The following is a 24,267-nucleotide window of genomic DNA, read 5'->3' as shown; positions in this document are numbered from 1 at the left end:
CTTTTCTGTTATTTATGGAAAAATCCCTCTTTGTACATATGCCTGTTCTAGTCTTTCTATAGCAATATTAAATGCTGCAGTACGCATATCTATATCTTTGTCTAAAGAAGTTTTCATCACTTTATTAAAAGATTCTTTTAGCTTTTTATGCATTTTAGCCATTACCTCGTCTAGTTGCCAAATTTCTCCGTTACGGTTTTGCAGCCACTCGTAATAACTACCAATTACACCTCCAGAATTACATAAGATATCTGGTATAATTGCTACACCTTTGTCTAGTAATATTTTCTCGGCTTCTACATCTGTAGGTCCGTTTGCACCTTCTGCAATTAAAAAAGCTTTAATACTATCTGCATTGTTTGCAGTAATTTGGTTTCCTAATGCTGCAGGCACACAGATATCGCAATTAATACCAAAGAAATTTTCTTTATCTATTGGTTCAGCATTAGTAAAACCAGCAACAGCACCTTTGTGTTCCATTGTGTGTTTGTACAAATCTTCTACAGATATACCGTTTTCATTTAAAATAGAACCAGAAGCATCTTGTACTCCAACTAGTATAGCGCCTTCTTTTTCTAAGAAATGAGAAGTCCAATAACCTACATTACCAAATCCTTGTACAATATATTTTTTGCCTTTTAGGTCTACTTTTTTGTTTTCGGCCCAAAACTGAATACTTAAAAACACACCGTAACCAGTAGCTCTATCTCTACCCTCAGAACCACCAGCGCCAACAGGCTTACCTGTAACAACGTGCATATTTTTAGAACGTTCAGATGGTGCTTTTGTAGACATATATGTATCTAAAATCCACGCCATTGTTTGCGGGTTAGTATTTACATCTGGAGCAGGAATATCTAATTCTGGACCAATATTGTCTCCTAAAGCATAGGTAAATCTTCTTGTAATACGCTCTAGTTCTGCTTGTGAGTATTTAGACGGATCTAATTGTATACCACCTTTAGCGCCGCCATATGGCAAACCAGCCAAAGATGTTTTCCAGGTCATCCACATAGCTAATGCTCTAGCAGCATCTATGTCTACTGTTGGGTGGTAACGTAAACCACCTTTGTAAGGACCAAGCGCATTGTTATGTTGCACTCTGTAGCCTGTAAACACCTCTACATCGCCATTATCCATCTTTACAGGAAAATGCACAACAAGTTCGTTGTTAGTGATGCTTAATATTTTTCTAATATTAGGATTTAAGTTAATATTATCTGCGCTATAATTAAATTGGCGCATAACATTATCTAGCATCCCTTGCTTCAACTTTTTCTGCTGTTTTGCTATCATTATATTTAATTTAATACTAATTCTTTTTTGTTAACTGTTTCTGTGTTAATATCACTTTTTAAAAAAGTTTGATACTCACTGCAAGAGTGTATAAAACTCTTATTTGTTGTTATTACACAAAACTGTAAATGCTCACAAGTACCACAGAGGCTCTTTTCATTTATTTTTATCATTACTTTAGTATTAGTCCATTAAAATGCCACTTGACTTTCACAAAAAAACCACACCACTTGAGTTAAACATTTAGAAAGCCAAGTAGACAAATCAATCAATCAACTATAAAAAATCTAAAATCATTTTTATAATAACTTACTCGTATGTGTATTGGCAAGCTGTGTGCCTAAAAAGATTTAAAAATGTAGTTTTATTGTAAATAATTGATTGTCAATTAAATAAACAAGTTAAAATAATTTTAAAAAAAAGATGGGGCGGAGAGAAATACCCCAGATGGGGAGAAATTACCCGGTATTATTTAAGCTTTTGACGAAGTGTTTTACGGTCTATCTGAAGAATTTCTGCAGCTTTAGTTTTATTGTTATTCGTTGCCGCTAAAACTTTAAGTATGTACTCTTTTTCCATTTGCTGTAAACTAGCAAAAGAAGCATCTGGAAACTCTATTTTATATTTTAAATAATCAGGAAAATCTTTAATATCTATTTTTCCATCGCTCATAATAACAGCGCGCTGTATTACGTTTTCTAACTCTCTAATGTTGCCTTGCCAATGGTATCTTTGTAACATTTCTAAGGCTTCATCTGTAATTTGTAATAAACGGTCTTTGTATTCTACACCGTATTTTTTTAGAAACTGCTCTACTAATAAAGGAATATCAGATTTGCGTTCTCTTAGCGGAGGCACATTTATTTGCACCACTGTTAGTCTGTAGTATAAATCTTCTCTAAAGCTTTTATTAGTAATGTCTTCTTGTAAATTGTTGTTGGTAGCTGCAATAATGCGCAAGTCTACTTTTTCTACTTTCTGAGATCCTACCTTTGTAATCTCTTTTTCTTGTAGTGCTCTAAGTAATTTAGATTGCACAGCCGTAGATGCATTTCCAATTTCATCTAAAAACAAAGTGCCATTATTTGCTGCCTGAAAAAAACCATTTCTATTTTCGTTAGCACCAGTAAAAGCACCTTTTGTGTATCCAAACAATTCGGACTCTAATAAGTTTTCTGGTATAGCACCACAGTTAACAGCAATAAAAGGGGCTTTTGCAAATTTACCAGAATAGTGAATTGCTCTAGCAACAAGCTCTTTACCTGTACCACTTTCTCCTTGTATTAAAACGGTAGCCTTATTATCTTTTACACGTTCTATAATTTCTGTTACTTTCTCAAAAGCAGCAGAAGTACCAATCATTTGTCCGTAACTAGAACTTGTACTTTTATTTTTTTGCTTAGGCTGTTTTTGCTTTTCTTTTTCTGCACAGTCCAAAGATCTGTGAACAGCCTGCTTTAATTCTTCTTTTGTAAATGGTTTGGTTAAATAATCTGTAGCTCCAGATTTTATAACAGTCATAGCATCGTCTACAGATGGGTAACCAGTAATAACCAATTTAGGAATATGTGGGTAATGTTCTGCAGTATATTTAAGCAGTTGTAAGCCATCTATTTCTGGCATTTGTATGTCTGTAATTAATAAATCTATGGTAGAGTCGTGCAGCACATACAAAGCCTGTTTTACAGAAACAGCTTGGTACACGTGGTAATTTAAAGATTGTAAATGACGTTGTAAAAGTTCTAAAATATGTATGTCGTCATCTACAATTAATATGTTTTCTTTTTGTAATCCCATTTTCTACAATTTAGGAAAAGTAACTGTAAATATAGTTCCTCTAGGTGTATTTGTGCTATAGGTTATATTTCCTTTATGACTTTTAACAATACCGTGTACTACACTTAATCCTAATCCAGAACCATCGCCAACTGGTTTGGTAGTAAAAAAGGGTTCAAAAATTTTATTTCCTAGGCTGTTATCTATTCCGGAACCTTGATCTTTAATTTGTATTTCTACAGTAGCAGATTTATCTTTTATTTCTAGGTCGATGATTCCCTTTTCTTTAGAAAAATAAATAGCATTAATAACCAAATTGAAAAGTACTTGTGTTAACTGTATGCGGTCTATTTTTAATGCAATTTCTGTATTGCTAGAGTTAAGGTTAAGAGTAATGCCTTTTGTTTTTAATATAGGTTTAAGCAATTCTATGGCCTCTTTACATATAGGAATAATGTTAACTAAACTTTTTTGTTGTGGCATCTCGCAAGCAAAGAACATAAGTTTTTTAACTACTTCTCTAGAGTAAATAGCACTATTTATAATTTTATCTACATCTTTACTAGCTTGTTTATCTTCTTTGGTTCTGTCTTTTAAAAGCTCTGCAAAACCAAGAATATTTGCAAGCGGAGTATTTAACTCGTGTGCAATACCAGCTGTAATTTCTCCAAGAATACGTAACCTATCAGACTGTTCTACTTGCCTTTTAATTAGAATTTCGTTCTCTTTAATCTCTTTTCGTTCAAGTAGGTTTCCTACCTCTAAGCATACATTGTTTAAAAGCTGTTGTTCTTCTTCAAGAAAATCTAAAACACTAAATTTTTCAGATGGGTAACCAACTTTTATGGTTCCAATTTCTTTATTAAAAAGTGTAATAGCAGATGTTAAAAAAACATAGTCTTTGTGTTCTTTTTTAGAAGTAATAGAATAATCATCAGTCTTTAGAACAACATAGGTATCATCTGTATATTGCCAAGCATTTTTTAAACAAAATACAATGGCACGTAGACCAACTTCAACTTCATTATAATCGCAATTAACTATAATAGAAGTAACGTCATACAAACAAGTAAGCTCTTTAATACGTTCTTTTAATTTTTCTTCAGCAGTTACCATAAACCATAAATTAAGGAAGGTTAAATTTACTACAAAAAAATAGCTCTAGTAAACAAAAAGTCTACTAGAGCCAGGTTTTATACAAACAACTTGTGTTAGGCAGTAGGGTCTGGTGTCATCCTTAAATAAGGCTTAATTTCTTCTACTCCTTTAGGAAATATTTTTATGGCATCGCTAGTTGCTATAGCCGGACTAACAACAACTTTTTCGCCATTTTTCCAGTTAGCAGGTGTAGCTACTTTATGGTTTGCTGTTAATTGTAAAGAGTCTATTACACGTAACAACTCGTAAAAATTACGACCTGTAGATGCTGGGTATGTAAGTGTTAATTTTACTTTTTTGTCTGGACCAATAATAAATACAGAACGCACGGTTAAACTGCTATCTGCGTTAGGGTGAATCATATCATACAAAGTAGATACTTTTTTGTCTTCATCTGCAATTATAGGAAAAGTAACAGTTGTGTTTTGCACTTCGTTAATATCCTTAATCCACTCTTTATGAGACTCGGAACCATCTACGCTTAATGCTATCATTTTTACATTACGCTTATCAAACTCATCTTTAAATTGTGCAGCTGTACCTAATTCTGTAGTACAAACTGGTGTAAAATCTGCAGGGTGAGAAAAAAGAATTCCCCAACTATCACCTAAATAATCGTATAAATTTATTGTTCCTACAGAACTATCTGCAATAAAATTTGGAGCTTCATCACCTAATCTTAAACTTGCCATATTCTTGTTTTTTAAATTAAAAATCTAGTTACCCTACAAAATTAATAGATTAATAGCTTGTAGAGCGTTAAAATAGGTTAAACTTTGTGTAAATTAAGTACTTAAAACTGAATTTTTAGCTGCACGCTAATTGTTTTTTGTGCTGGTGTTTTCCGATCTTCTGTGTTTAGGTTGGCTAAAGAGATGCCTAATAAACGCACAGAATTCTCTAGTTTTTCTTGGTATAATAACTCTTTTGCTATCTCTAGAATAAGGTCTTTATCTGCAATAAAATATGGAATTGTTTTACTTCTAGTTTGCAATGTAAAATCGCTATACTTAATTTTTAACGTAATTGTTTTACCTGCAATTTTAGTTTTTTTAAGTCGACGTTCTAATTCTCCAGCAATATTTTCTAATCGCTCTAGCATAAAAATTTCACTACTTAAATTTTCATTAAATGTACGTTCTGCACCCACAGATTTTGGTATTCTGTTTGGTTTAACCGGACTATTGTGTATGCCCCTAACTACGTTGTAATAATAGCTTCCGCTTTTTCCAAAGTGTTCTTCTAAAAACGGTAATGTTTTATTTTTAAGATCTAGTCCAGTAAAAATACCAACCTTATACATTTTTTCTGCAGTGACCTTACCTACACCATAAAATTTGCGAATTTCTAAATCTTCTAAAAAGGAAAAAACCTCTTCAGGGTTAACTGTTTTTTGTCCGTTTGGTTTGTTGTAATCACTAGCTACTTTTGCTATAAATTTATTTATAGAAATCCCAGCAGAAGCAGTAAGTCCAAGATCATTAAAAATACGCTCTCTAATTTCTTTAGCAATTAGAGACGCAGATGGGTTTCCTTTTTTATTTACGGTAACATCTAAATAAGCCTCGTCTAAAGAAAGTGGTTCTACAAGGTCTGTATAGTCGTAAAAAATAGTTCTAATTTTTTGCGATATTTCTTTATACCTATCAAATCGTGGTGGCACAAAAATTAAATCTGGACAGTTGCGTTTTGCCATATAGCCACTCATTGCAGAGCGTACACCAAATTTACGTGCTTCGTAACTAGCAGCAGAAACAACACCTCTTTTTTCGCCACCGCCAACAGCTAAAGGTTTGCCTCTAAGCTCCGGATTATCTAGTTGTTCTACAGATGCGTAAAATGCATCCATATCAACATGAATAATTTTTCGTAAAGGTATATCCTTGACCATATACAAATTTAAGGTATATTTATGTTGATGAAAACAAAAGAAAAAACAGCCATTATTTTAGGGGCAACTGGGGTAACGGGTAGTGTTTTAGTATCACTATTAACTAACCATAAAGCCTATGCAAAAATAAAGCTATTTTCTAGATCTGTAAGCGGTTTAACACATCCAAAAATTGAAGAATATTTAGTAGACTTACAAGATTTAGAAAGTCATAAAGGAAGCTTTGTTGCAGATGAGGTGTATTGCTGTATTGGTACAACAAAAGCAAAAACTCCAGATAAAGAATTGTATAAGAGTATAGACTATGGTATACCTTTGCAGGCAGCTAAATTATGTAAAGAAAATGATATAGGAACATTTATGGTTATATCTGCCTTAGGAGCAAACGCAAGTAGTTCTGTTTTTTACAATAAGGTTAAAGGCCAAATGGAAGATGCTGTAATTGCATTGCAAATACCCAAAACGCATATACTGCAACCATCTTTAATTGCAGGTAAAAGAGATGAAAAAAGAATGGGAGAGTGGTTGGCAAAACAGTTTTTTAAGGTGTTTCAGTTTTTATTAATTGGCTCTTTAAAAAAATACAAACCAATACATCCAGAAACTATTGCAAAAGCTATGGTTTGGTTAGGGAATAATGAAGAAAACACTATAAAAATACAGTCTGATAAAATTAAAGAATTAGGAGAGGAGTAATATGATAGAGATAGAGCGTAAATTTTTAGTAAAGAGTGATGCTTTTAAAGCTGAAGCAATTTCTAAAAAAAGAATAGTACAAGGCTATTTAAGTACTAACCCAGAACGATCTGTACGAGTTAGAATTAAAGGTGATGCAGGTTTTATTACCGTAAAAGGAATTTCTAACGCATCTGGTATGTCTAGATTTGAGTGGGAAAAAGAAATACCAGTTACAGAAGCAGAACAATTGTTAAACATTTGCGAAGAAGGTGTAATTAGCAAAACACGTTATAATGTTAATGTAGGAGATTGTATTTTTGAGGTTGATGAGTTTTATGATGCTAATGAAGGACTAATACTTGCAGAAGTAGAACTAAAATCTGAAACTGATGAATTTGTAAAACCAGATTGGTTAGCAGATGAGGTTACTGGTGATATTAAATATTATAATTCTCAGTTAAGTAAAAATCCCTTTAAAAAGTGGAGTGTATAAAATAAAAAAAAGTCTAGTAAATTTTACTAGACTTTTTTTGTGTTTCTTTTATTTAGTTAGAGGTATAGTTTAGTTTTTTCTCAATAGCTCTAATCATAACATTAGCTATATCTAAGCCAGTAGCGGCCTCTATGCCTTCTAGGCCAGGAGAAGAATTTACTTCTAGTAATAATGGCCCTTTGTTAGAGCGTATAATATCTACACCAGCAACAGCAAGGTTTAATATTTTTGCAGCTTTTACAGCAAGTTTGCGTTCCTCAGAAGTTATTTTAATTAAAGACGCTACGCCACCTTGATGAATGTTAGCTCTAAACTCTCCTTTTTGAGCTTGGCGTTGCATAGATGCTACAACTTTACCATTAACTACAAAACAACGTATATCTTGGCCGTTTGCTTCTTTAATAAATTCTTGTACCAAAATGTTTGTTTGTACACTTTTAAAAGCGTTTATAACACTCTCTGCCGCTTTGTTTGTTTCTGCTAAAACAACACCTTTACCTTGTGTGCTTTCTAATAATTTAATAATTAATGGTGCACCGTTTACCATATGTATAAGGTCTTTAGTGTCCATTGGGGATTTTGCAAAACCTGTAATAGGAATATCAATATCGTTTTTAGAGAATAATTGGGAAGCAAATAATTTATCTCTAGACTGCGTAATAGCTTCTGCAGTATTTAAGCAATACACGCCAAGATTATCAAACTGTCTAATTAATGCGCAGCCATAAAAAGTAACGGCAGGCTTAATTCTAGGAATTACGGCATCAAACTTATTTAGAACATTACCACCTCTGTAACGTATTTGTGGCGATTTTGTATCTAGTTTCATATAAGCGTTTTCTACATTTAAAAAAACAACTTCATGGCCTCTAGCTTCACCAGCTTCTATAATTCTTTTGTTACTATATAAATTGGGGTTACTAGCTAATAAAGCAATAGTTAGTCCAGATTTTTCTGCCATATGAGATGCGTATTTTTCCTGAATTTCTTCTTCAGTAAAGTTTTGCACACAATAGCTTTCTGCTGGGTTTACTATATAGCGTTGGTTTAAAGCTTCGCGACCTAACAGCATACGATACTCCATAGTATCTCTGTTGGCAAGCGTAAGTTCTATACTGTGTAGATTGTCTCCTAATTTAACATCTGCTCTTACAACCAAGCGTTCTTCAGAAATACCTACAGAACTTTTTACGGTTCTACGGTCTACTAAAGGAGCTTCACAGGTAATAGTTACACTTCTGTTTTCTTGTATTGGGTTAACCTCGAATTTTACCCACTCTTCTAAACCTTTGTTATATACTTTTACATTATTGGCTTGTATAGATGATGTTTTTGCGCCAGAATCTACACGTGCTTTAATAGCAGGTATTCCTAGTTCACTAAAAACGCACCATTCCTCTGCTCCAATAACTTGTAGTCCTTCAAATTTAGTAGTGTTGCTCATAGGTAATATATTAATTTAAAAAATGCGAATTTAACTTAAAAGAAATAAGATTATGTTTTCTTAATGCTATTATTTCGCAAATATTCCCTCTTTTTCAATTAGAGGTATGGTGGATAAATTTTCTGGTGTAACTGTGTTTTTTTCAAATGTAAAACGTTTTTCAAAAAGCTTTCCATCAGCAAAAAAAGTTACATAAAACTCGTTGTTTAGTTGTAAAACATCTTCTTGTACAACTTCTATTTTGGCATAAGATTTACCTTCTAATTTAGAAACTGAATGTCTCATTGTAGAAGTCATTGTTTCACCTTCATAGCCTTTAGAGACTATAAGAACCATTTCTATTGGTTCTGTTTTGTTGTTTAATATGTAAGCATTCCATTCCTTGTCTAAAAACTCCTCGTTAAACTCATGTATAATGGCAACGTGTATGTCTTTTACAACAGGGATTATGATGTCTTTTTTCATCTAAAAATAACTTTATGCTTGTTTATAATGCGCTTTTAAATTGCTCTAAAAAGCGTACATCATTTTCACTTAACAAACGAATATCTGTTATTTGATGTAACAACATAGCAATACGATCTATACCTACACCAAAAGCAAAGCCAGAATATTCTTCTGGGTCTATACCACAGTTTTTAAGTACATTAGGATCTACCATACCACAACCACCAATTTCTAACCAACCAGTTCCTTTGGTAATTTTATAGTCAGACTCTGTTTCTAGTCCCCAATACACATCTACTTCTGCACTAGGCTCTGTAAACGGGAAGTAAGAAGGGCGTAAACGAATTTTAGATTTTCCAAAAAGCTCAGTTGTAAAAAACTGTAGTGTTTGTTTTAAATCGGCAAACGAAACGTCTTTATCTATATATAAACCTTCTATTTGGTGGAAAAAACAATGAGAACGAGCAGAAATCGCTTCGTTTCTGTATACTCTACCTGGAGATATTGTACGTATAGGTGGCTTGTTATTTTCCATATACCTAACCTGTACAGATGATGTGTGCGTACGCAATAATACATCTGGATTAGTTTGTATAAAGAATGTGTCTTGCATATCTCTTGCAGGGTGATACTCTGGCAAGTTAAGTGCAGTAAAGTTGTGCCAATCGTCTTCAATCTCTGGACCTTCAGAAACATTAAAGCCTATTCTAGAGAAAATCTCTATAATCTGATTTTTAACTATAGATATTGGGTGTCTTGCACCAATAGACATAGGTTGTCCAGGGCGTGTTAAGTCACCATAAACACTATCACTAGCAGTTGTGCTAGCTAAGGCATCTTTTAAAGAATTAACTTTATCTGTTGCAGCATTTTTTAGCTCGTTTATAGTTTGTCCAAATTCCTTTTTTTGTTCGTTAGGAACATTTTTAAACTCGGCAAAGAAGTCATTTAATAATCCTTTTTTACCTAAATATTTTATTCTAAAACTTTCTATTGCGTCTAAGTCTGTCGATGTAAACTCGTTAACTAAGGCAATATGTTTTTTTATTTCATCTATCATAACACAAAAAAATCCAATACGGGGCAAATTTAGCAATTATTCCCGTATTGGATTGTATTAATTAATGTTTTGTAACTACTCTAGTGTTTATCTTCTACATTTTCTTTAGTCCACTGTACAGCATTATCAAAACTAGTAAAAATATGCTCTTTAGGTATTAAGTCTGGAATTATGTCTATACGTTCCATCATATATCTAGGTTGTTTTAGCAGATTAACAAAGAGAACATTTATGTTGTTTTTTCTTAAGTCTACTAAAACGTCTTCCATAGCATACAAACCGGACTGATCCATATATTGCATTCTTCCTGTTCTAATAATTACAGTGTTAGCTGTAGTTGGTATTTGACTCGCTAGTTGTTGAAAATCACTAGTAGAACCAAAGAATAAAGGGCCTTTTATATGTTTAATAAAGACTTCTTCTTTTAAAGCTTGAGGAAAATCTAACTCGTCTTTCCATGCTTTTTCTTTTAAAAGAGATTTTACATCAGAACGCTCTGCAGTAAGATCTCCTATTTTTTTCATAAACATTAAAGAAGAAATTACAAGACCTATACCCACGGCATATACTAAGTTCCATATAGAAGAAAGTACCATTACAATTAGCATTATTACTACTTCTGAACTAATTTTAAAAGGACCTATTTTAAAATCTCTTGGTAAACTAGGAATAGCTTTTAAACCTTTATAATCCATAACACCAATACCAACAGTAATTAAGATACCTGCTAATACTGCAGCTGGTATTTGAGAAGCAATAGGGCCTAATGCTAATAAAACAACTAAAAGCATTATACCTGCAACCATACCAGATAATTTAGTTTTACCACCCGAGTTAATGTTTACAACAGTACGTATAGTTGCACCAGCTCCTGGTATACCATTAAAAATGGCAGCTATAGTATTACCAATACCTTGGCCAATTAATTCTTTATTTGGTTTATGCTTAGTCTTTGTCATATTATCTGCAACAACAGATGTTAGTAAAGAATCTATAGCTCCTAAAAGTGCTAATGTTAAAGCAGTAAAAACATAAGGAGTTATAGCTGTTACACTAAACTGGGAGAAAACCTCTAAGTTTGGCTTTGGTATGCCAGTAGGGATTTTTTCTATGGTTCTGTATGGTAACTTAAATGCAAACGCGACACCAGATACAGTTAAAAGTGCTACTAATGTACTTGGTACAGCTGTTGTTATGCGTTTAAAACCATAAATAATAAGGATAGTAGCCAAAGCTAATGCAAGTTCTAGCCACTTAATTTGTTGTATAGCTCTTGGAAATACTTTAAAAGCACCCATTACGCCAGATGCTTCCTTAGCAGCTAGAGTTTTAGCCTCTTTCATCATATCTTCTTGAGACACAGAATTAGCTCTTGTGATTGTCTCTTTAAAGTTTTCTAAAACTAAAATGCCTTCGCCAGCTTCTTCTTTAAGTATGTTTTGTAAAATTACTTCTTCTGCTTGTGGTTTAAAACTATTTACAAAATCCGTATCTTCTTTAGGATAGTAGCCAATAGCAGGCAGTATTTGTGTAATTAAAATAATAACACCAATAGCAGTCATAAAACCAGAAACTACTGGGTATGGTATGTATTTTATATACTTACCCATACCTAATAACCCAAGTGCTATTTGTATAAGTCCTGCTAAAATAAATACCATTAAAATAAATGGCATGGCCTTTTCTACATCACCATCATGAACAGCAATAATACTTGCTATTACAACCATACTTACAGCTGTCATTGGTGCAGTAGGACCAGAAATTTGAGTACTTGTACCCCCAAAAAGCGCAGCAAAAAAACTAATAAATATAGCTCCATATAGTCCGGCAGCTGGGCCAAGACCAGAACTAACCCCAAAGGCTAATGCTAGGGGTAAGGCGACAATACCGGCGGTAATACCACCAAAAATATCTCCTTTTATGTTAGAGAAAAGATTTTTCATATAATAAGTTGATTTTTAAATGTTTAAAAATTTTATTTATATTGAAAGCGACTTCTGCTTGCTTAATAAGTTATTAAAAAAAGAATGAAATTAAAAATACCAGCACTAAAAACATATAGAGCCAGTATTTTAAGTATTTAGGTTATTCAATAAAGTCTACAGCACCAGAATTAATATCATACATAGCACCTACAATCTTTACCTCACCATTTTTTTCCATTTCAGCTAAAACTTCACTCTCAGCCATAATTCTTTTCATTGTAAGTTCTACGTTTTTAGCAGCAACACTATCTACAAAGTTTAAGTTTTTAGAGGTACGTAAGTTATCGTCTTTAGGTTCTATTACAGCATTTACTGCAGGCTTTATTTTCCTTAACATTGCTGTTAGGTTTCCTAATTCTGCATTGTCACAAGCTCCTTTTATAGCGCCACAACTAGTATGACCTAAAACTACAATTAACTTTGTACCAGCTAATTTACAGCCAAACTCCATGCTGCCTAAAATATCTTGGTTTACAAAGTTGCCAGCAATACGTATGCTAAAGATATCACCTAGACCTTGGTCAAAAACCAATTCTGATGACACTCTAGAATCTATACAGCTTAAAATAGTTGCAAAAGGAAACTGACCTTCACTGGTGTCATTAACCTGTTCTAACAGGTTGCGGTGAGCTTTTAGGTTATTCTGAAACCTTTGATTTCCTTCTTTTAAAAATCTCAATGATTTTTCTGGGGTCATTGTAGATTGTGTTTCTTTAGTATGTGCTTTCATAAATAAGTTTTTTGTAATCTTAAAATTGTTCTATTCAGAAAAGAATACAACAATTAGGTTATGTATATAGATATAGTTTTTTATCTCTATACAATTATATTATATAGAACAAGTAAAATTGTTCTAGTTAAATATTAAATAAAAATAGAATAATCCTTTAGGGTGTATACAATATAGACAAAGATTTGTCAAAAATATAACCTAAGATTAATTTGCCTCAGGAGGAGGTAATAAAAGGTTTAATTGTGGTTTTAGGTAATTCTTAAAGCAATATGTTGGTGTGTATAAGCCTTTTGTTGGTTTAAAAAAAGCTAGATCAACGTTTTTGGTAATGTTAAAATCTTCTAAGTTTAAGACATTTACATTTTCTTCTTCTTCGCTAACATTATAGAATATAGATATGTCTATAGAATCATCAATAGTCAATAATACAACAGGAGTAATTATAAAACCTGTTAGTAGTATTGTTAAAAACAATGATAGAATTCTTTTTTGCATATTTTGGATTAGCGAGTATGCTAAAATATAAAACAGAAGTTAGAGTTTAGTTAAATTAAGATTTAAAATTACTTAATTTCTTTAATGGCATCTTGTTCTATCCAGCCAGTTTTTCCGTCTATTAGTTTAATTTTATAATAGTTTTTTAATTGTTCTAATACAAATACCTTTGTGCCTTCGTGCAACTTAAAAACTTCTTTGCCTCTAGAGTTTGGTTCTTCTATAACCAAAGACTCTTCATTAAAAACAATAGCTGGTTTATTCTTTTTGAAGTCGGAATAATTAAAATATGCTGCTGTTATTGCTAGTAAAGAAAGTAATAGAAAGGTTATGCTAAGAATAAAAGAGATTCTTTTTTGCGTAGCGTAATTAAAAAATTTAAAAGCAATGTATGCAACTACAAATAGCAACATAAATAAGATGCTAATGTAGGCCCATTGATCAAAAGTATAATAACCAACAATTTTGTTATAGATAGATTTTAGAGTTGTAATAGGTAATGGGTTAACAACATCTAAAGTCATATTTTTTGCATACCCTAAGTTATTTTTTATTTCTGGGTCATTAGGCTTTAACAACAATGCTTTCTCGTAATAATAAATACTAGGAGCTACTTTGTTAAGTTTATAATAGGCGTTACCTAAATTATAATAGAGCTCGGCAGAATGTTTTCCGTTTTCTATAATTGCTAAATAATCTTTTATAGCAGCATCATACTTGCCATCATTATAAGCTTCTGTAGCTTTTTTAAATAGGTCGTTGTTTTGGGAGTATCCCAAAAATGAAATACATAAAACAAGTATAAAGAGTATCTTTTTCATAATTATAGTTGTTTATCCATTTGTGAAATTACTTCACCTGCTTTATCGTAATCTTGTTTCATTTGTACGTTAGAAAATGGACTATAACGTGCCATTTCGCAGTTTTTTAAGAGCGATAAAAATCCTTCTATTGTACTATTGTCTATTTCTTTTTCATTTAGTAACTCTGTTATTTTGTCTTTACTAAATTCAGATGTTTCAATTTTTAATTTAGCTTTTAGGTAGTTGTGTAATGCTTTTTCTAATGCAACATAGAAAGCCTCTTTTTTTCCTAACGTTTTTTTGGCTGCAGATAAATATTTGCGAGCCAATCTATTGGCTTTTCTTATTTTATTACCAACCACATCTTTAGCAATGGCATCTCTTTTACGTCCCAAAAATATAGCAATTGGAATTAGTAGTATTGGTAATAAGAGCCATAAATAATAGTTTGTAGAATTAAAAAAGTAACTAGTATCAATTGGTTTTAAATTCCCTTCAGTTTTAATAAAATTAAACTGTTTGCCTTTTGTTTCTACAGATTTTTTAGTAGGTGTGTTAGAAGCCGTATCTGCTTTTTCCTCGTTACTTGTAGGTCCTTCTAAAACATTTATTACTGTCTCTGCCGAGTTTAGAGTGTGGTATTTTTTAGTAGCAGGATTAAAGTAACTGAATGCTATTGTAGGTATTGGATATTTACCTCTGTATTGCGGTACAATTGTATAACTATCACTAATTTTACCTTCCATACCAGAGTAGGAGGTGCTTATTTTTTCATTATGTTCTGGATCGTATACTTCTAAAGATCCTGGTAGATTTAAGGTAGGAATGTCAAATAATTTTAAGTTTCCTTTACCGGTAACCTCTACTTTAGCTTGTAAAGACTCTGCTGCATTTAAATGTGTTTTACTTGTTGTTACAAAGAAATTAAAATCTCCTACTGCACCTGTAAAGCTTGCAGGTTTACCTTCTTCTGGTAATGCCTTAACATTTATATATCTATTTCCAGCAGAAACTCTTAAGTTAGCCTGCGCATATATAGGGCCTCCAAAGAAATCTCTTCTTTGCGTTGGTACTTGTACACCAACATCTAAAGAAAGTGGTTCTAATACTAGTTTTCCTGTTTTTTGCGGATATAAAACAACACGTTTTAATATGACAGATCTGTACTCTTCTCCTTTGTATTTATCATCTTTAGTAACATACCTTTTTACAGGAATGTCTTGACTCCAAAAATTATTATATTTTGGATTGTCTACTGCCTGAAAGCCAGAAACCTCTATAGACGGACTAACATATAGTTTGTAGATTACAGTTATGGCTTCGTTTAAATATGGATCTCCTTTTGTTATTTCTGCTACTAAGTGTAGGCCATCTTTAGCAATGTCACTTGCAGACGGTGGAGCATTAGGGTTTACAACAGCTTCTGTAACAGTTATTGTTTTAGCATCTGACTTGTACAATTGACCGCCAATAGTAATTGTTGCAGGGTTTATGGTGATGCTCCCCTTTTTATTAGGTTGTAAAATATAAGAGTACGATAATGAAAATTTGCGCACACCATTGTTCCAAGATCTACTAATAGCTGTAGACGGACCCATTAAAACATTAAAACCATTAAAGTCTGGAGCTGTAAAATTATCACCATCTTTATTCGTGGTAAATTCAACTTTAAGCCTTTCGTTAAGACCTAGTTTTTCTTTGCTAATCTTTACAGAAAACGTAACCTCACTGTCTTGAGCATTTGCGCCTAAAACAGTAAAAAAAGTTAGAATATATAGTATGTATAGCTTAGTTTTCATTTTATCTACTACCAATCTTTTTCGTTCTTTACTTTAGCGCCTTTTACCTTTTTAGCGTCCATTTTTTCTTGAACTTTCTTTTCTTCGTTCTGCATTGCCTTTAGCAAGTTCTGAACCTGTTGTTTAGATAATTGGTTTGGTCTTGGTTGTTGCTGCTGTTCTTGCGGCTTATCACCTTTATCATTAGGTTTTTTCTGATCTTTTTTATCATCATCACCCTTACCATCTTTATCGTCTTTGTTCTCCTTGTCGCCTTCGTCTCCCTTATCTTTTTTATCCTCGCCGTCTTTCTTGTCTTTGTCTTTTCCTTGGTCGTCTTTTTTATCGTCTCCGTCTCCTTCGTTCTTTTCTTTGTCTTCGTTTTTATCTTTTTGGTCTTCTTTGTTGTCTTTTTTATCGTCCTTATTTTGGTCGTTTTTCTTGTCTTCGTCTTGTTGCTTTTTTAACATTTCTTTTGCTAAGGCAAAGTTATACCTAGTTTCCTCGTCTGTTGGGTTGTTTCTAAGGGCTTGTTTGTAGGCTTCTACTGCTTTCTCGTACTCTTTATTTTTCATAAAAACATTACCCATATTGTGGTATGCCTTATGTTTATCTTTTTTATTTGTAGCTAATTCACCAGCTTGTTTAAAACGGCCAAATGCCTCGCTATATGTTTCGTTACTGTAATAAGCATTACCTAAGTTATAAGGTGCGGCGGCATTACCATTACTTTTAGAAATTGCCTTACGGTAGTTTGCTTCTGCTTCAGCAAACTTATTTTCAGATAACTCTTTATTAGCTTCCCAAGTTAGAGTTTTAGATGTGTTTAATGCTTTTTCTTTTTCTTTAACGTCTGCATCTTGTGCATAAGTAAAGCATCCTACTAAAAAAACAATGTATACTAGCTTTTTCATTTATTCTACTTCTTTTTCGTTAAACAAATTAAGTTTTTGAAGCCATTTTGTTTTTCGGTCTAAAAGAAAAATGTCTAAAAACAAGAAGAACAATCCTGCGCCAATAAACCATTGAAACTGGTCTTTGTATTCAGAAAATTGTTTGGCTTCAAACTCGGTTTTATCCATTTTATTTAATTCTTCTTTTATAATATTTACAGCAGTTTCTGTATTTGTACCATCTATATATTGTCCGTTTCCGTCATCTGCAATATCTTCTAGAACATCTTTGTTTAGTTTGGTAATAACAACATCGCCTTGTAAATCTTTTTTAAGACTTTCTAGAACGCCGTTTCTTTTTATAGGAATTGGTGCTCCTTTTTCAGATCCAACACCAATGGTAAATATTTTAATGCCTTGGTCTACTGCTTTTTCTACAGGACCTGCTGTAGAGCCTTCAGAATGGTCTTCTCCGTCAGAGATAATAAACAAAACTCTGTTGGTTTGTTCGTCATCATCATAATAGGTAGATGCTAAATCTAACGCTTGGTTTATAGCTGTACCTTGAGAAGAAAGCATATCGGTGTTTAAACCTTGTAAAAACATTTTTGCAGCGCCATAGTCTGTTGTAATTGGCAATTGTGGATATGCTTGTCCTGCATAGGCTATAATACCAATACGGTCGCTGCCAAGTTGTGATATAACTTCTGATACTATGCGTTTTGCTTTTGCTAATCTACTTGGGGCAATATCTTCTGCCAACATACTTTTAGATACATCTACGGCAAATACAATATCTACACCTTCTCTTTTTACTGTTTCTAGCGTTGTGCCAATCTTGGGGTTTGTTAAACCTATAATTAAGAGTGTTAAGCCTAAAATAAAAACAGTAAATTTTAAGATTGATTTAAAGCCAGATTTTGTTGGGGTTAACCTTTTTAATAAATGAGAATTTGCAAATTTCTTTTGCGCTCTTTTTTTCCAGATTAGGAGTAGCACAAAGATGATCACCATTACAGGAATGATGAAAAGTAAATAGAAATATGATTTTTCGTCTATTTGTATCATTTGTCTTTCTTAATCTTATTGTTTAGATAAAACTTCTAAATAATGTGTTGCGCATTACCCATTCTAGTAAAAGCAAAATACAAGCCAAAAGAATTAAAGGTCTAAATTTTTCTTCAAAATTGGTGTATTTAATTTCTTCTATATCTGTTTTTTCTAGCTTATTAATTTCATCATAAATAGCAGCTAACTTTTTATTGTCAGTGGCTCTAAAATATTTTCCGCCTGTAACTTGTGCTATTTCTTCAAGTAATTTTTCGTCAATCTCTACCTGCCTCATACCATACCTATAGGTGTGGTCTGGATTAAAAGCAATAGGTGTTAATGCATTGCCATTTGTACCTAGGCCAATGGTATATGTTTTTATTTTGTACTCTACAGCTAAATCTGCAGCAGTTTTAGGCTCTATAAAACCAGAGTTATTTACACCATCTGTAAGCAGAATTATAACTTTACTTTTAGACTTGCTATCCTTTAATCTGTTTACCGCAGTTGCTAACCCCATGCCAATTGCTGTGCCGTCTTCTAACTGTCCGTGTGTAATTTGTCTTAAAGAAGATAGTACTATAGACTTGTCACTAGTAATTGGTGTTTTTGTATAACTCTCGCCAGCATAAGCTACCAAGCCAATACGGTCGTTAGGTCTCTTTTTAATAAATTCTGCTGCAACCTGTTTTAGGGCAGTTAATCTGTCTGGTTTTAAATCTCTAGCCAACATACTAGAAGATACATCTATAGCCATAACAATATCTATACCTTTAGTAGTTTTTGTTCTAGTAGATACATCTTTTGTTTGTGGTCTTGCTAATGCAGTTATAATGGCTGCTAAAGCCAATAACCGAAATATAAAAAGTAGTGGTTTTAGTTTGGCTAAAATACTAGTATCTGTAAAACCTTTAATGCTAGATATTTTTAAAGCAGCAGTTTCTTCTTTGCGTTTAAAGAAATACCATAGCATAGCCAATGGTAGCAATAATAGCAACCAAAAAAGCTGAGGATTAGCAAAAGTGATATTCTCTAACATTTATTCTGTTTTATCTTCTTTAACTTCAATTGAATTAAAAATACGTTCTGCAATTTCTTTAGCGTAGATATCGTCTGCTAAATAAGTGATAAGTATTTGCTGCTGAAAACCTTTACCTCCAAAGCAAATTAAAGCGTATTCTCCGTTAACCAATTCATCAGATTTAGGTGTTTTAAATTTACCCGACCCATATATTTTAAGGCCTTTAGATTCTGATATAAAGGTTGTAAATTCTTCTTGTTTTGTTGTAATGTTTTTAGCGCCAGAAGCTTCTAGTTTTTGTAAAACTTGTTCTGCAACCTGATTAAAATCTGGGTCTGTTTCTGGATTTGCAAAAGTTGATGATGAAACGCTAACAGCAAATAATGTGTTGTTGCTATTGTATGTAAACAACTGTAGTTCTTTAATAACAGTTTTTGCCTCTTCAGGTAAATCAACAGTTTGCCTAACCAATACCTTAGGTGTTTCTATATGTATTGGTGGGTAGCCATAAGAACTCTGTACCCAATCGCTCTCTAAAAGTTCTTTAACAGGGTGTCCTAAAGCAGTGTCTTTAACTGTTTTAAAACCGTAAACTTTTACAAGAACACCTGTAGCAATTAACAATGCGCCAACAAAAGTAGCAATGGCAATAATCCATTTTTTCTTTTCTTTTTTTCGAGCCTGTTCTTCTAAGTATTCCTCATTCTTAAGCAATTCTTCTTCTGTAGGCTCTGGTAAAGCTTCGTGTGTTTTTTCAACAATTTGTGCAATAGCCATACGGTCTTGCTCTGCAATAGACGTTTCTGGTTTTTTCTTCGCAAATTTTACTAAATCGGCAGTTTGTAATACACGCTTAAATTGTGAGATTGTATCGTTGTCTAGTTTTAACTGTCCGGCATCTTTAAGCATTTCTAATTTGCTTATAAGCTGATCTGTTGTACTCTCTAGAGCAGATATTTTTACATCTTCTTCTAAATAAGAACGTACAATTGTAGTAAGTTCAGAATAATACTCTTTGTACTCATCCTGAATAATATATTTAGAATTCTCTAATTTTTTAAGTTCTATTAAAGCACGATCATATGGTGGTAATAATGCTATTTTTTCTTGTTCTGTTAATGGTTTTTTTCGTAGAATAAACCAATAGATTAAAAAGACAACAAGTAACAAGCTTACCACAATAATAGAAACAAGTAACCAAGGAAATGTAGATGGCTTTTGCACTTCTATAAGTGGCTTTATGTCGTACATTTTTTGAGCAAAAGTATCTACTTTAACTGTACCAACATTTACTCTTAAAGAGTCTGTAAAAAAAGCTTGTCCGTTTACATCTATTCGTTGTCTTGGTATTGTGTACGCACCAGAATCAAACTGAGTTAATGCATACGCACGTTGTAAAGTAATGCGGTCTTTGTATTTTGTAGTGTCTATTTCTAATGCTTCAACCATTTCTAAAGGGGAAAAGGTTTGGTCTTCAGGAAATATAACTTGCGCTGTAGAATCGGCATCTACTAAAATGGTATACTTTATTTGTTCGCCAATTCTAATAGTTGTAGTGTCTATGTCTGCGGTTATTTTTGGTTTATTTTGCGAGTAGCTAATAAACGAACCTAAAAAAAGACACACAAGGGCACACATTGTTTTTAGCAATGTGTTACTATTATTCTTTATTTGATCTTTAATAATTGTCATTATCCTCTTCGCTTAAAATAGCCTAATAATTTTTTAACATAACTCTCATCTACTCTACAGCTTAGTGTGCCGCAACCAGATTTGGTAAATGTTTCTTTAAAATAAGTCACTTTATCTTGGTAGTGCTTACCGTAAGCTAGTCTTACTTTTTTAGATTGTGTATTTACTAGTTGTATAGCTCCAGTTTCGGCATCTTGCATTTGTACCATACCAATATTAGGTATCGTTTCTTCTCGTTCATCATAAATACGTATGCCCGTAACATCGTGCTTTTTACCTGTTATACGCAGGGTTTGTAAATAGTCTTCGGTAATAAAATCTGATAGCACAAAAATAATGGCTTTCTTTTTCATTACGTTGGTTAAATATTTTAAAGCTTCTGTTAAGTTGGTTTTAGTGCTTTTAGGTTTAAACTCTAAAAGTTCTCTAATAATACGCAGTGCGTGACTTTTTCCTTTTTTAGGCGGAATAAAAAGTTCTACTTGATCAGAAAATAAGATTAACCCAACCTTATCGTTATTTTGCAATGCAGAAAAGGTAAGTGTAGCAGATATTTCTGTAACAACATCTTTTTTAAATTGATTGGTAGTTCCAAAGTTTTCGGATCCACTTACGTCTACCATAAGCATCATTGTAAGTTCTCGTTCTTCTTCAAAAACCTTAATGTATGGCTCGTTATAGCGTGCTGTTACGTTCCAATCTATGGCGCGCACATCGTCTCCAAATTGGTATTGGCGCACCTCACTAAACGTCATACCACGCCCCTTAAACGTAGAGTGGTATTCCCCACCAAAAATATGGTTGGAAAGACGTCTAGTCTTTATCTCAATTTTACGAACTTTTTTAAGTAATTCTTTAGTATCCATTCTTCAGTTTGCAGTGTACATTAACTAGTAAGTGGCTTGTGTTTAAAAACAGTTAACCACGACATATAACTGATGACTGATCTAAGGCACTTCTACTTCGTTTATAATCTTATTAATAATTTCTTCAGAAGTAATATTTTCTGCTTCAGCCTCATATGTAATTCCAATTCTGTGTCTTAAAACGTCATGCACAATTGCTCTAACATCTTCAGGAATAACATAACCTCTACGTTTTATAAAAGCATAACATTTTGCTGCAGTAGCTAAGTTTATACTACCACGCGGAGATGCTCCAAAACTAATAAGTGGTTTTAAGCTTTCTAGGTTGTATTTTTCTGGGTAACGTGTTGCAAATATGATGTCTAGAATGTATTTTTCAATCTTTTCATCCATATAAACCTCTCTAACTGCTTTTTGTGCATTTAGAATTTGCTGTACAGTTACAACTGGTTTAACCTCGTCATAAGAACCAGTTAAGTTTTGACGCATAATTAATTGTTCCTCGTTTAATTTAGGATAATCAATTACTGTTTTTAGCATAAAACGGTCAACCTGTGCTTCTGGCAATGGGTAAGTACCTTCTTGTTCTACAGGGTTTTGCGTAGCCATTACTAGAAAAGGCTTTTCTAAAACAAAAGTTTCATCACCAATAGTAACTTGCTTTTCTTGCATAGCCTCTAGTAATGCCGACTGTACTTTTGCAGGAGCTCTGTTAATTTCATCTGCTAAAACAAAATTTGCAAAAATTGGACCTTTTTTAATAGAGAAATCATTCTCTTTCATATTAAAAATCATAGTACCTACAACATCTGCAGGCAAAAGATCTGGTGTAAATTGTATTCTACTAAACTTGCCTTTTACGGCTTTAGATAAAGTGTTAATTGCAAGTGTTTTTGCTAATCCAGGTACACCTTCTAATAAAATGTGACCTTGACCAAGCAACCCAATTAGTAGGCGTTCTACCATATGCTTTTGACCCACAATTACTTTGTTCATCTCTAGCATTAGTAGATCTATAAAAGCACTTTCTTGAGCTATCTTCTCATTAACCGCACTAATATCTACTGTAGTATTTTCTTCCATAAGCCATTAAAAATTGTTGTGCAAAATATAAAAGTATTTAATAACACGCAAAATCTAAATTTATTTGCGTTTCTGCTGTTAATAATAGGTTAAATGTTGCGTAATACTACTATTATTATGAACTATTTAAGGAATTAATTTCTAATTTTCACATAGTGTTATGAAAAACAGGTGATAGCAGTTAAAAGGAGGATTTTTTGAATGTACTTAAAAAGTTGAAAAAAGTTTTTAAAACCAGACAAAAAATTAGTTCATTTTTTCTTTAGCTTCAAGAGTAATCGGTTGTATAAATATACTAGAAACTTCATCTGGAGATAAGTTTAAGTCATAAGTAGCTAGTTTTTTTCTAAAAGCATAGCTCTTTTCAGCCTTGTTATCTCCTAATTCATTTAGAATATAATAATAACTACTTTTATTTAAAACTTTTGATGTTGTAAGGTTAAATTTTTTATAATTAAAAAGGGTATAGGCTAGTAACGCGGAATGCCATTCTTTGTATTCTGTAGTTTGTTTAATTTCTTGTATAGTTTTAGAATTGTTTTGTTGAGAAAAACAATTGTAAGAGTTTAAAAAGAAAAGTATGAGTATGAGATTTTTCATAATTAAGTCGTTTGTTAAACAATCAACTTAATGAAGTTAAGAAAAAACTCTAAAATATAAAAGGACGTTAATAAAATACTTCTTACTATAATTCATTTTCTATTGTTATTTGTTGGAGATTTTATTTTTTACTTTTACAACTATTATGAAGACAACACAAAATTACTCGAGAATTATAGCAGGTACAATGACCTGGGGAAGCTGGGGAAAAAACTTATCTGAGTCAGAAATTATAAAACTAATGCAACATTCTTTAGATGCAGGTATTACCACTTTTGACCATGCAGATATTTATGGTGGCTATACAAATGAGGCTATGTTTGGTGAAGCTTTTGCAAATAGCAGCATTTCTAGAGATAATATACAACTTATAAGTAAATGTGGAATACAGCACGTTTGCGATGCCAGAGAGGCTAAAATTGGACATTACCAATACAATAAGGAATATATTATTGAATCGGTTCATCAATCTTTAAAAAATTTAAAAACAGATTATTTAGATTTTTTATTACTGCACAGACCTGGCCCGTTAATGCATCCTTTAGAAATATCAGAGGCTATTTATCAGCTTAAAAGCCAGGGTAAAATAATAGATTTTGGAGTCTCTAATTTTACACCTTCGCAAATACAAATGATTGAGACTGCGGTTCCTGTTTTAGGTAACCAAGTAGAGTTTTCATTAACCCAAAACACTGTTATGTATGACGGTATTTTAGATGACTGTATTACAAATAAAAGAATGGCAATGGCTTGGAGTTCTTTAGGGTCTTATTTTAAAACAAAAAATGAGCAAACTACTCGTATAAAAGAAGCTTTAAGTTCATTAACCAAAAAATATAACGCAACCGAAGATCAGTTGTTGTTGGCTTGGGTTTTAAAACACCCTGCTAACGTACATCCTGTAGTTGGGACAGCAACACCAGAGCGTATAACTGCCTCAGTTGGCGCATTACATATTAATTTAGAATTAGAAGATTGGTTTATTTTATTAAAAGCTAGTCAAGGGCACCCTGTACCTTAAA

23 protein-coding genes are annotated in these 24,267 nt (G+C 32.7%); 3 read left to right on the top strand and 20 right to left on the bottom strand.

Translation table 11 applies throughout. The annotated features are described in order from the left end of the window. Positions 1-12: 12 nt before the first annotated feature. The 5 genes from BT107_RS11155 to dinB all read right to left on the bottom strand — a co-directional run bounded on the left by BT107_RS11155 (position 13) and on the right by dinB (position 6,121). A complete protein-coding gene (locus BT107_RS11155; RefSeq protein WP_072303895.1) occupies positions 13-1,296 on the bottom strand; it encodes a Glu/Leu/Phe/Val family dehydrogenase in 1,284 nt (427 codons plus the stop codon). A 468-nt stretch (positions 1,297-1,764) separates the two neighbouring features. After that, on the bottom strand, positions 1,765-3,093 hold the full coding sequence (locus tag BT107_RS11150) for a sigma-54-dependent transcriptional regulator (RefSeq protein ID WP_072303894.1): 1,329 nt from the start codon (positions 3,091-3,093) through the stop codon (positions 1,765-1,767). A gap of 3 nt (positions 3,094-3,096) precedes the next feature. Continuing rightward, positions 3,097-4,188 carry a sensor histidine kinase gene (locus BT107_RS11145; RefSeq protein WP_072303893.1) on the bottom strand — a complete coding sequence of 364 codons (1,092 nt, stop codon included), beginning with the start codon at positions 4,186-4,188 and terminating at the stop codon, positions 3,097-3,099. Between the two features lie 95 nt (positions 4,189-4,283). Further along, positions 4,284-4,922, bottom strand: coding sequence for a peroxiredoxin (locus BT107_RS11140; RefSeq protein ID WP_072303892.1), 639 nt, complete (start codon positions 4,920-4,922; stop codon positions 4,284-4,286). 101 nt (positions 4,923-5,023) lie between these two features. Next, a complete protein-coding gene (dinB, locus tag BT107_RS11135) occupies positions 5,024-6,121 on the bottom strand; it encodes a DNA polymerase IV (RefSeq protein ID WP_072303891.1) in 1,098 nt (365 codons plus the stop codon). A 27-nt stretch (positions 6,122-6,148) separates the two neighbouring features. Here dinB and BT107_RS11130 point away from each other — a divergent pair, with 27 nt between their 5' ends. Both BT107_RS11130 and BT107_RS11125 read left to right on the top strand, forming a co-directional pair. Further along, a complete protein-coding gene (locus BT107_RS11130; protein WP_072303890.1) occupies positions 6,149-6,817 on the top strand; it encodes a Rossmann-fold NAD(P)-binding domain-containing protein in 669 nt (222 codons plus the stop codon). Between the two features lies 1 nt (position 6,818). Next, positions 6,819-7,292: a CYTH domain-containing protein gene (locus tag BT107_RS11125; RefSeq protein WP_072303889.1), complete on the top strand. Its 474-nt coding sequence runs from the start codon at positions 6,819-6,821 to the stop codon at positions 7,290-7,292. 52 nt (positions 7,293-7,344) lie between these two features. Here the strand turns inward: BT107_RS11125 and rimK are convergent, their stop codons facing one another. From rimK to BT107_RS11050, 15 genes are all read right to left on the bottom strand, one after another. Further along, entirely contained in the window at positions 7,345-8,736 is a 1,392-nt protein-coding gene (rimK, locus tag BT107_RS11120) for a 30S ribosomal protein S6--L-glutamate ligase (protein ID WP_072303888.1), read from the bottom strand. 69 nt (positions 8,737-8,805) lie between these two features. Continuing rightward, positions 8,806-9,201 (bottom strand): hypothetical protein, encoded by a 396-nt coding sequence (locus BT107_RS11115; protein WP_072303887.1) that lies wholly within the window; start codon positions 9,199-9,201, stop codon positions 8,806-8,808. A gap of 22 nt (positions 9,202-9,223) precedes the next feature. Further along, a complete protein-coding gene (pheS, locus tag BT107_RS11110) occupies positions 9,224-10,243 on the bottom strand; it encodes a phenylalanine--tRNA ligase subunit alpha (protein ID WP_072303886.1) in 1,020 nt (339 codons plus the stop codon). A gap of 80 nt (positions 10,244-10,323) precedes the next feature. After that, on the bottom strand, positions 10,324-12,189 hold the full coding sequence (locus tag BT107_RS11105) for a SulP family inorganic anion transporter (protein WP_072303885.1): 1,866 nt from the start codon (positions 12,187-12,189) through the stop codon (positions 10,324-10,326). A 142-nt stretch (positions 12,190-12,331) separates the two neighbouring features. After that, positions 12,332-12,961, bottom strand: coding sequence for a carbonic anhydrase family protein (locus tag BT107_RS11100; RefSeq protein WP_072303884.1), 630 nt, complete (start codon positions 12,959-12,961; stop codon positions 12,332-12,334). 207 nt (positions 12,962-13,168) lie between these two features. Continuing rightward, on the bottom strand, positions 13,169-13,459 hold the full coding sequence (locus tag BT107_RS11095; protein ID WP_072303883.1) for a hypothetical protein: 291 nt from the start codon (positions 13,457-13,459) through the stop codon (positions 13,169-13,171). A gap of 68 nt (positions 13,460-13,527) precedes the next feature. Further along, entirely contained in the window at positions 13,528-14,280 is a 753-nt protein-coding gene (locus tag BT107_RS11090) for a tetratricopeptide repeat protein (protein WP_072303882.1), read from the bottom strand. Positions 14,281-14,282: 2 nt separating this feature from the next. Next, positions 14,283-16,061 carry a BatD family protein gene (locus BT107_RS11085; protein ID WP_072303881.1) on the bottom strand — a complete coding sequence of 593 codons (1,779 nt, stop codon included), beginning with the start codon at positions 16,059-16,061 and terminating at the stop codon, positions 14,283-14,285. A gap of 8 nt (positions 16,062-16,069) precedes the next feature. After that, positions 16,070-16,954, bottom strand: a complete 885-nt coding sequence (locus BT107_RS11080) for a tetratricopeptide repeat protein (protein ID WP_072303880.1) — start codon at positions 16,952-16,954, stop codon at positions 16,070-16,072. Continuing rightward, the gene (locus BT107_RS11075) at positions 16,955-18,001 is read right to left on the bottom strand and encodes a VWA domain-containing protein (protein ID WP_072303879.1); all 1,047 of its coding nucleotides are present in this window, start codon (positions 17,999-18,001) and stop codon (positions 16,955-16,957) included. It abuts the gene before it with no gap. A 22-nt stretch (positions 18,002-18,023) separates the two neighbouring features. Beyond that, positions 18,024-19,022 (bottom strand): vWA domain-containing protein, encoded by a 999-nt coding sequence (locus BT107_RS11070; RefSeq protein WP_072303878.1) that lies wholly within the window; start codon positions 19,020-19,022, stop codon positions 18,024-18,026. Next, positions 19,023-20,696, bottom strand: a complete 1,674-nt coding sequence (locus BT107_RS11065) for a hypothetical protein (protein WP_072303877.1) — start codon at positions 20,694-20,696, stop codon at positions 19,023-19,025. Further along, positions 20,696-21,562 carry a DUF58 domain-containing protein gene (locus tag BT107_RS11060; protein WP_072303876.1) on the bottom strand — a complete coding sequence of 289 codons (867 nt, stop codon included), beginning with the start codon at positions 21,560-21,562 and terminating at the stop codon, positions 20,696-20,698. The genes BT107_RS11065 and BT107_RS11060 overlap by 1 nt, the downstream gene beginning before the upstream one ends. Positions 21,563-21,643: 81 nt before the next feature. Beyond that, a complete protein-coding gene (locus tag BT107_RS11055) occupies positions 21,644-22,645 on the bottom strand; it encodes an AAA family ATPase (RefSeq protein WP_072303875.1) in 1,002 nt (333 codons plus the stop codon). Between the two features lie 246 nt (positions 22,646-22,891). Next, positions 22,892-23,245 (bottom strand): hypothetical protein, encoded by a 354-nt coding sequence (locus BT107_RS11050; protein ID WP_072303874.1) that lies wholly within the window; start codon positions 23,243-23,245, stop codon positions 22,892-22,894. A 145-nt stretch (positions 23,246-23,390) separates the two neighbouring features. Between BT107_RS11050 and BT107_RS11045 the strand changes: the two genes are divergently transcribed. Continuing rightward, the gene (locus BT107_RS11045) at positions 23,391-24,266 is read left to right on the top strand and encodes an aldo/keto reductase (RefSeq protein WP_072303873.1); all 876 of its coding nucleotides are present in this window, start codon (positions 23,391-23,393) and stop codon (positions 24,264-24,266) included. Position 24,267 lies beyond the last annotated feature (1 nt).

Origin of the sequence: Cellulophaga fucicola (assembly GCF_900119145.1) — a bacterium.
Classification (GTDB): Bacteria; Bacteroidota; Bacteroidia; order Flavobacteriales; family Flavobacteriaceae; genus Cellulophaga; species Cellulophaga fucicola.
Note: the sequence above shows the minus strand (reverse complement) of the source record. Positions and strands in the feature narration are given on the sequence as shown.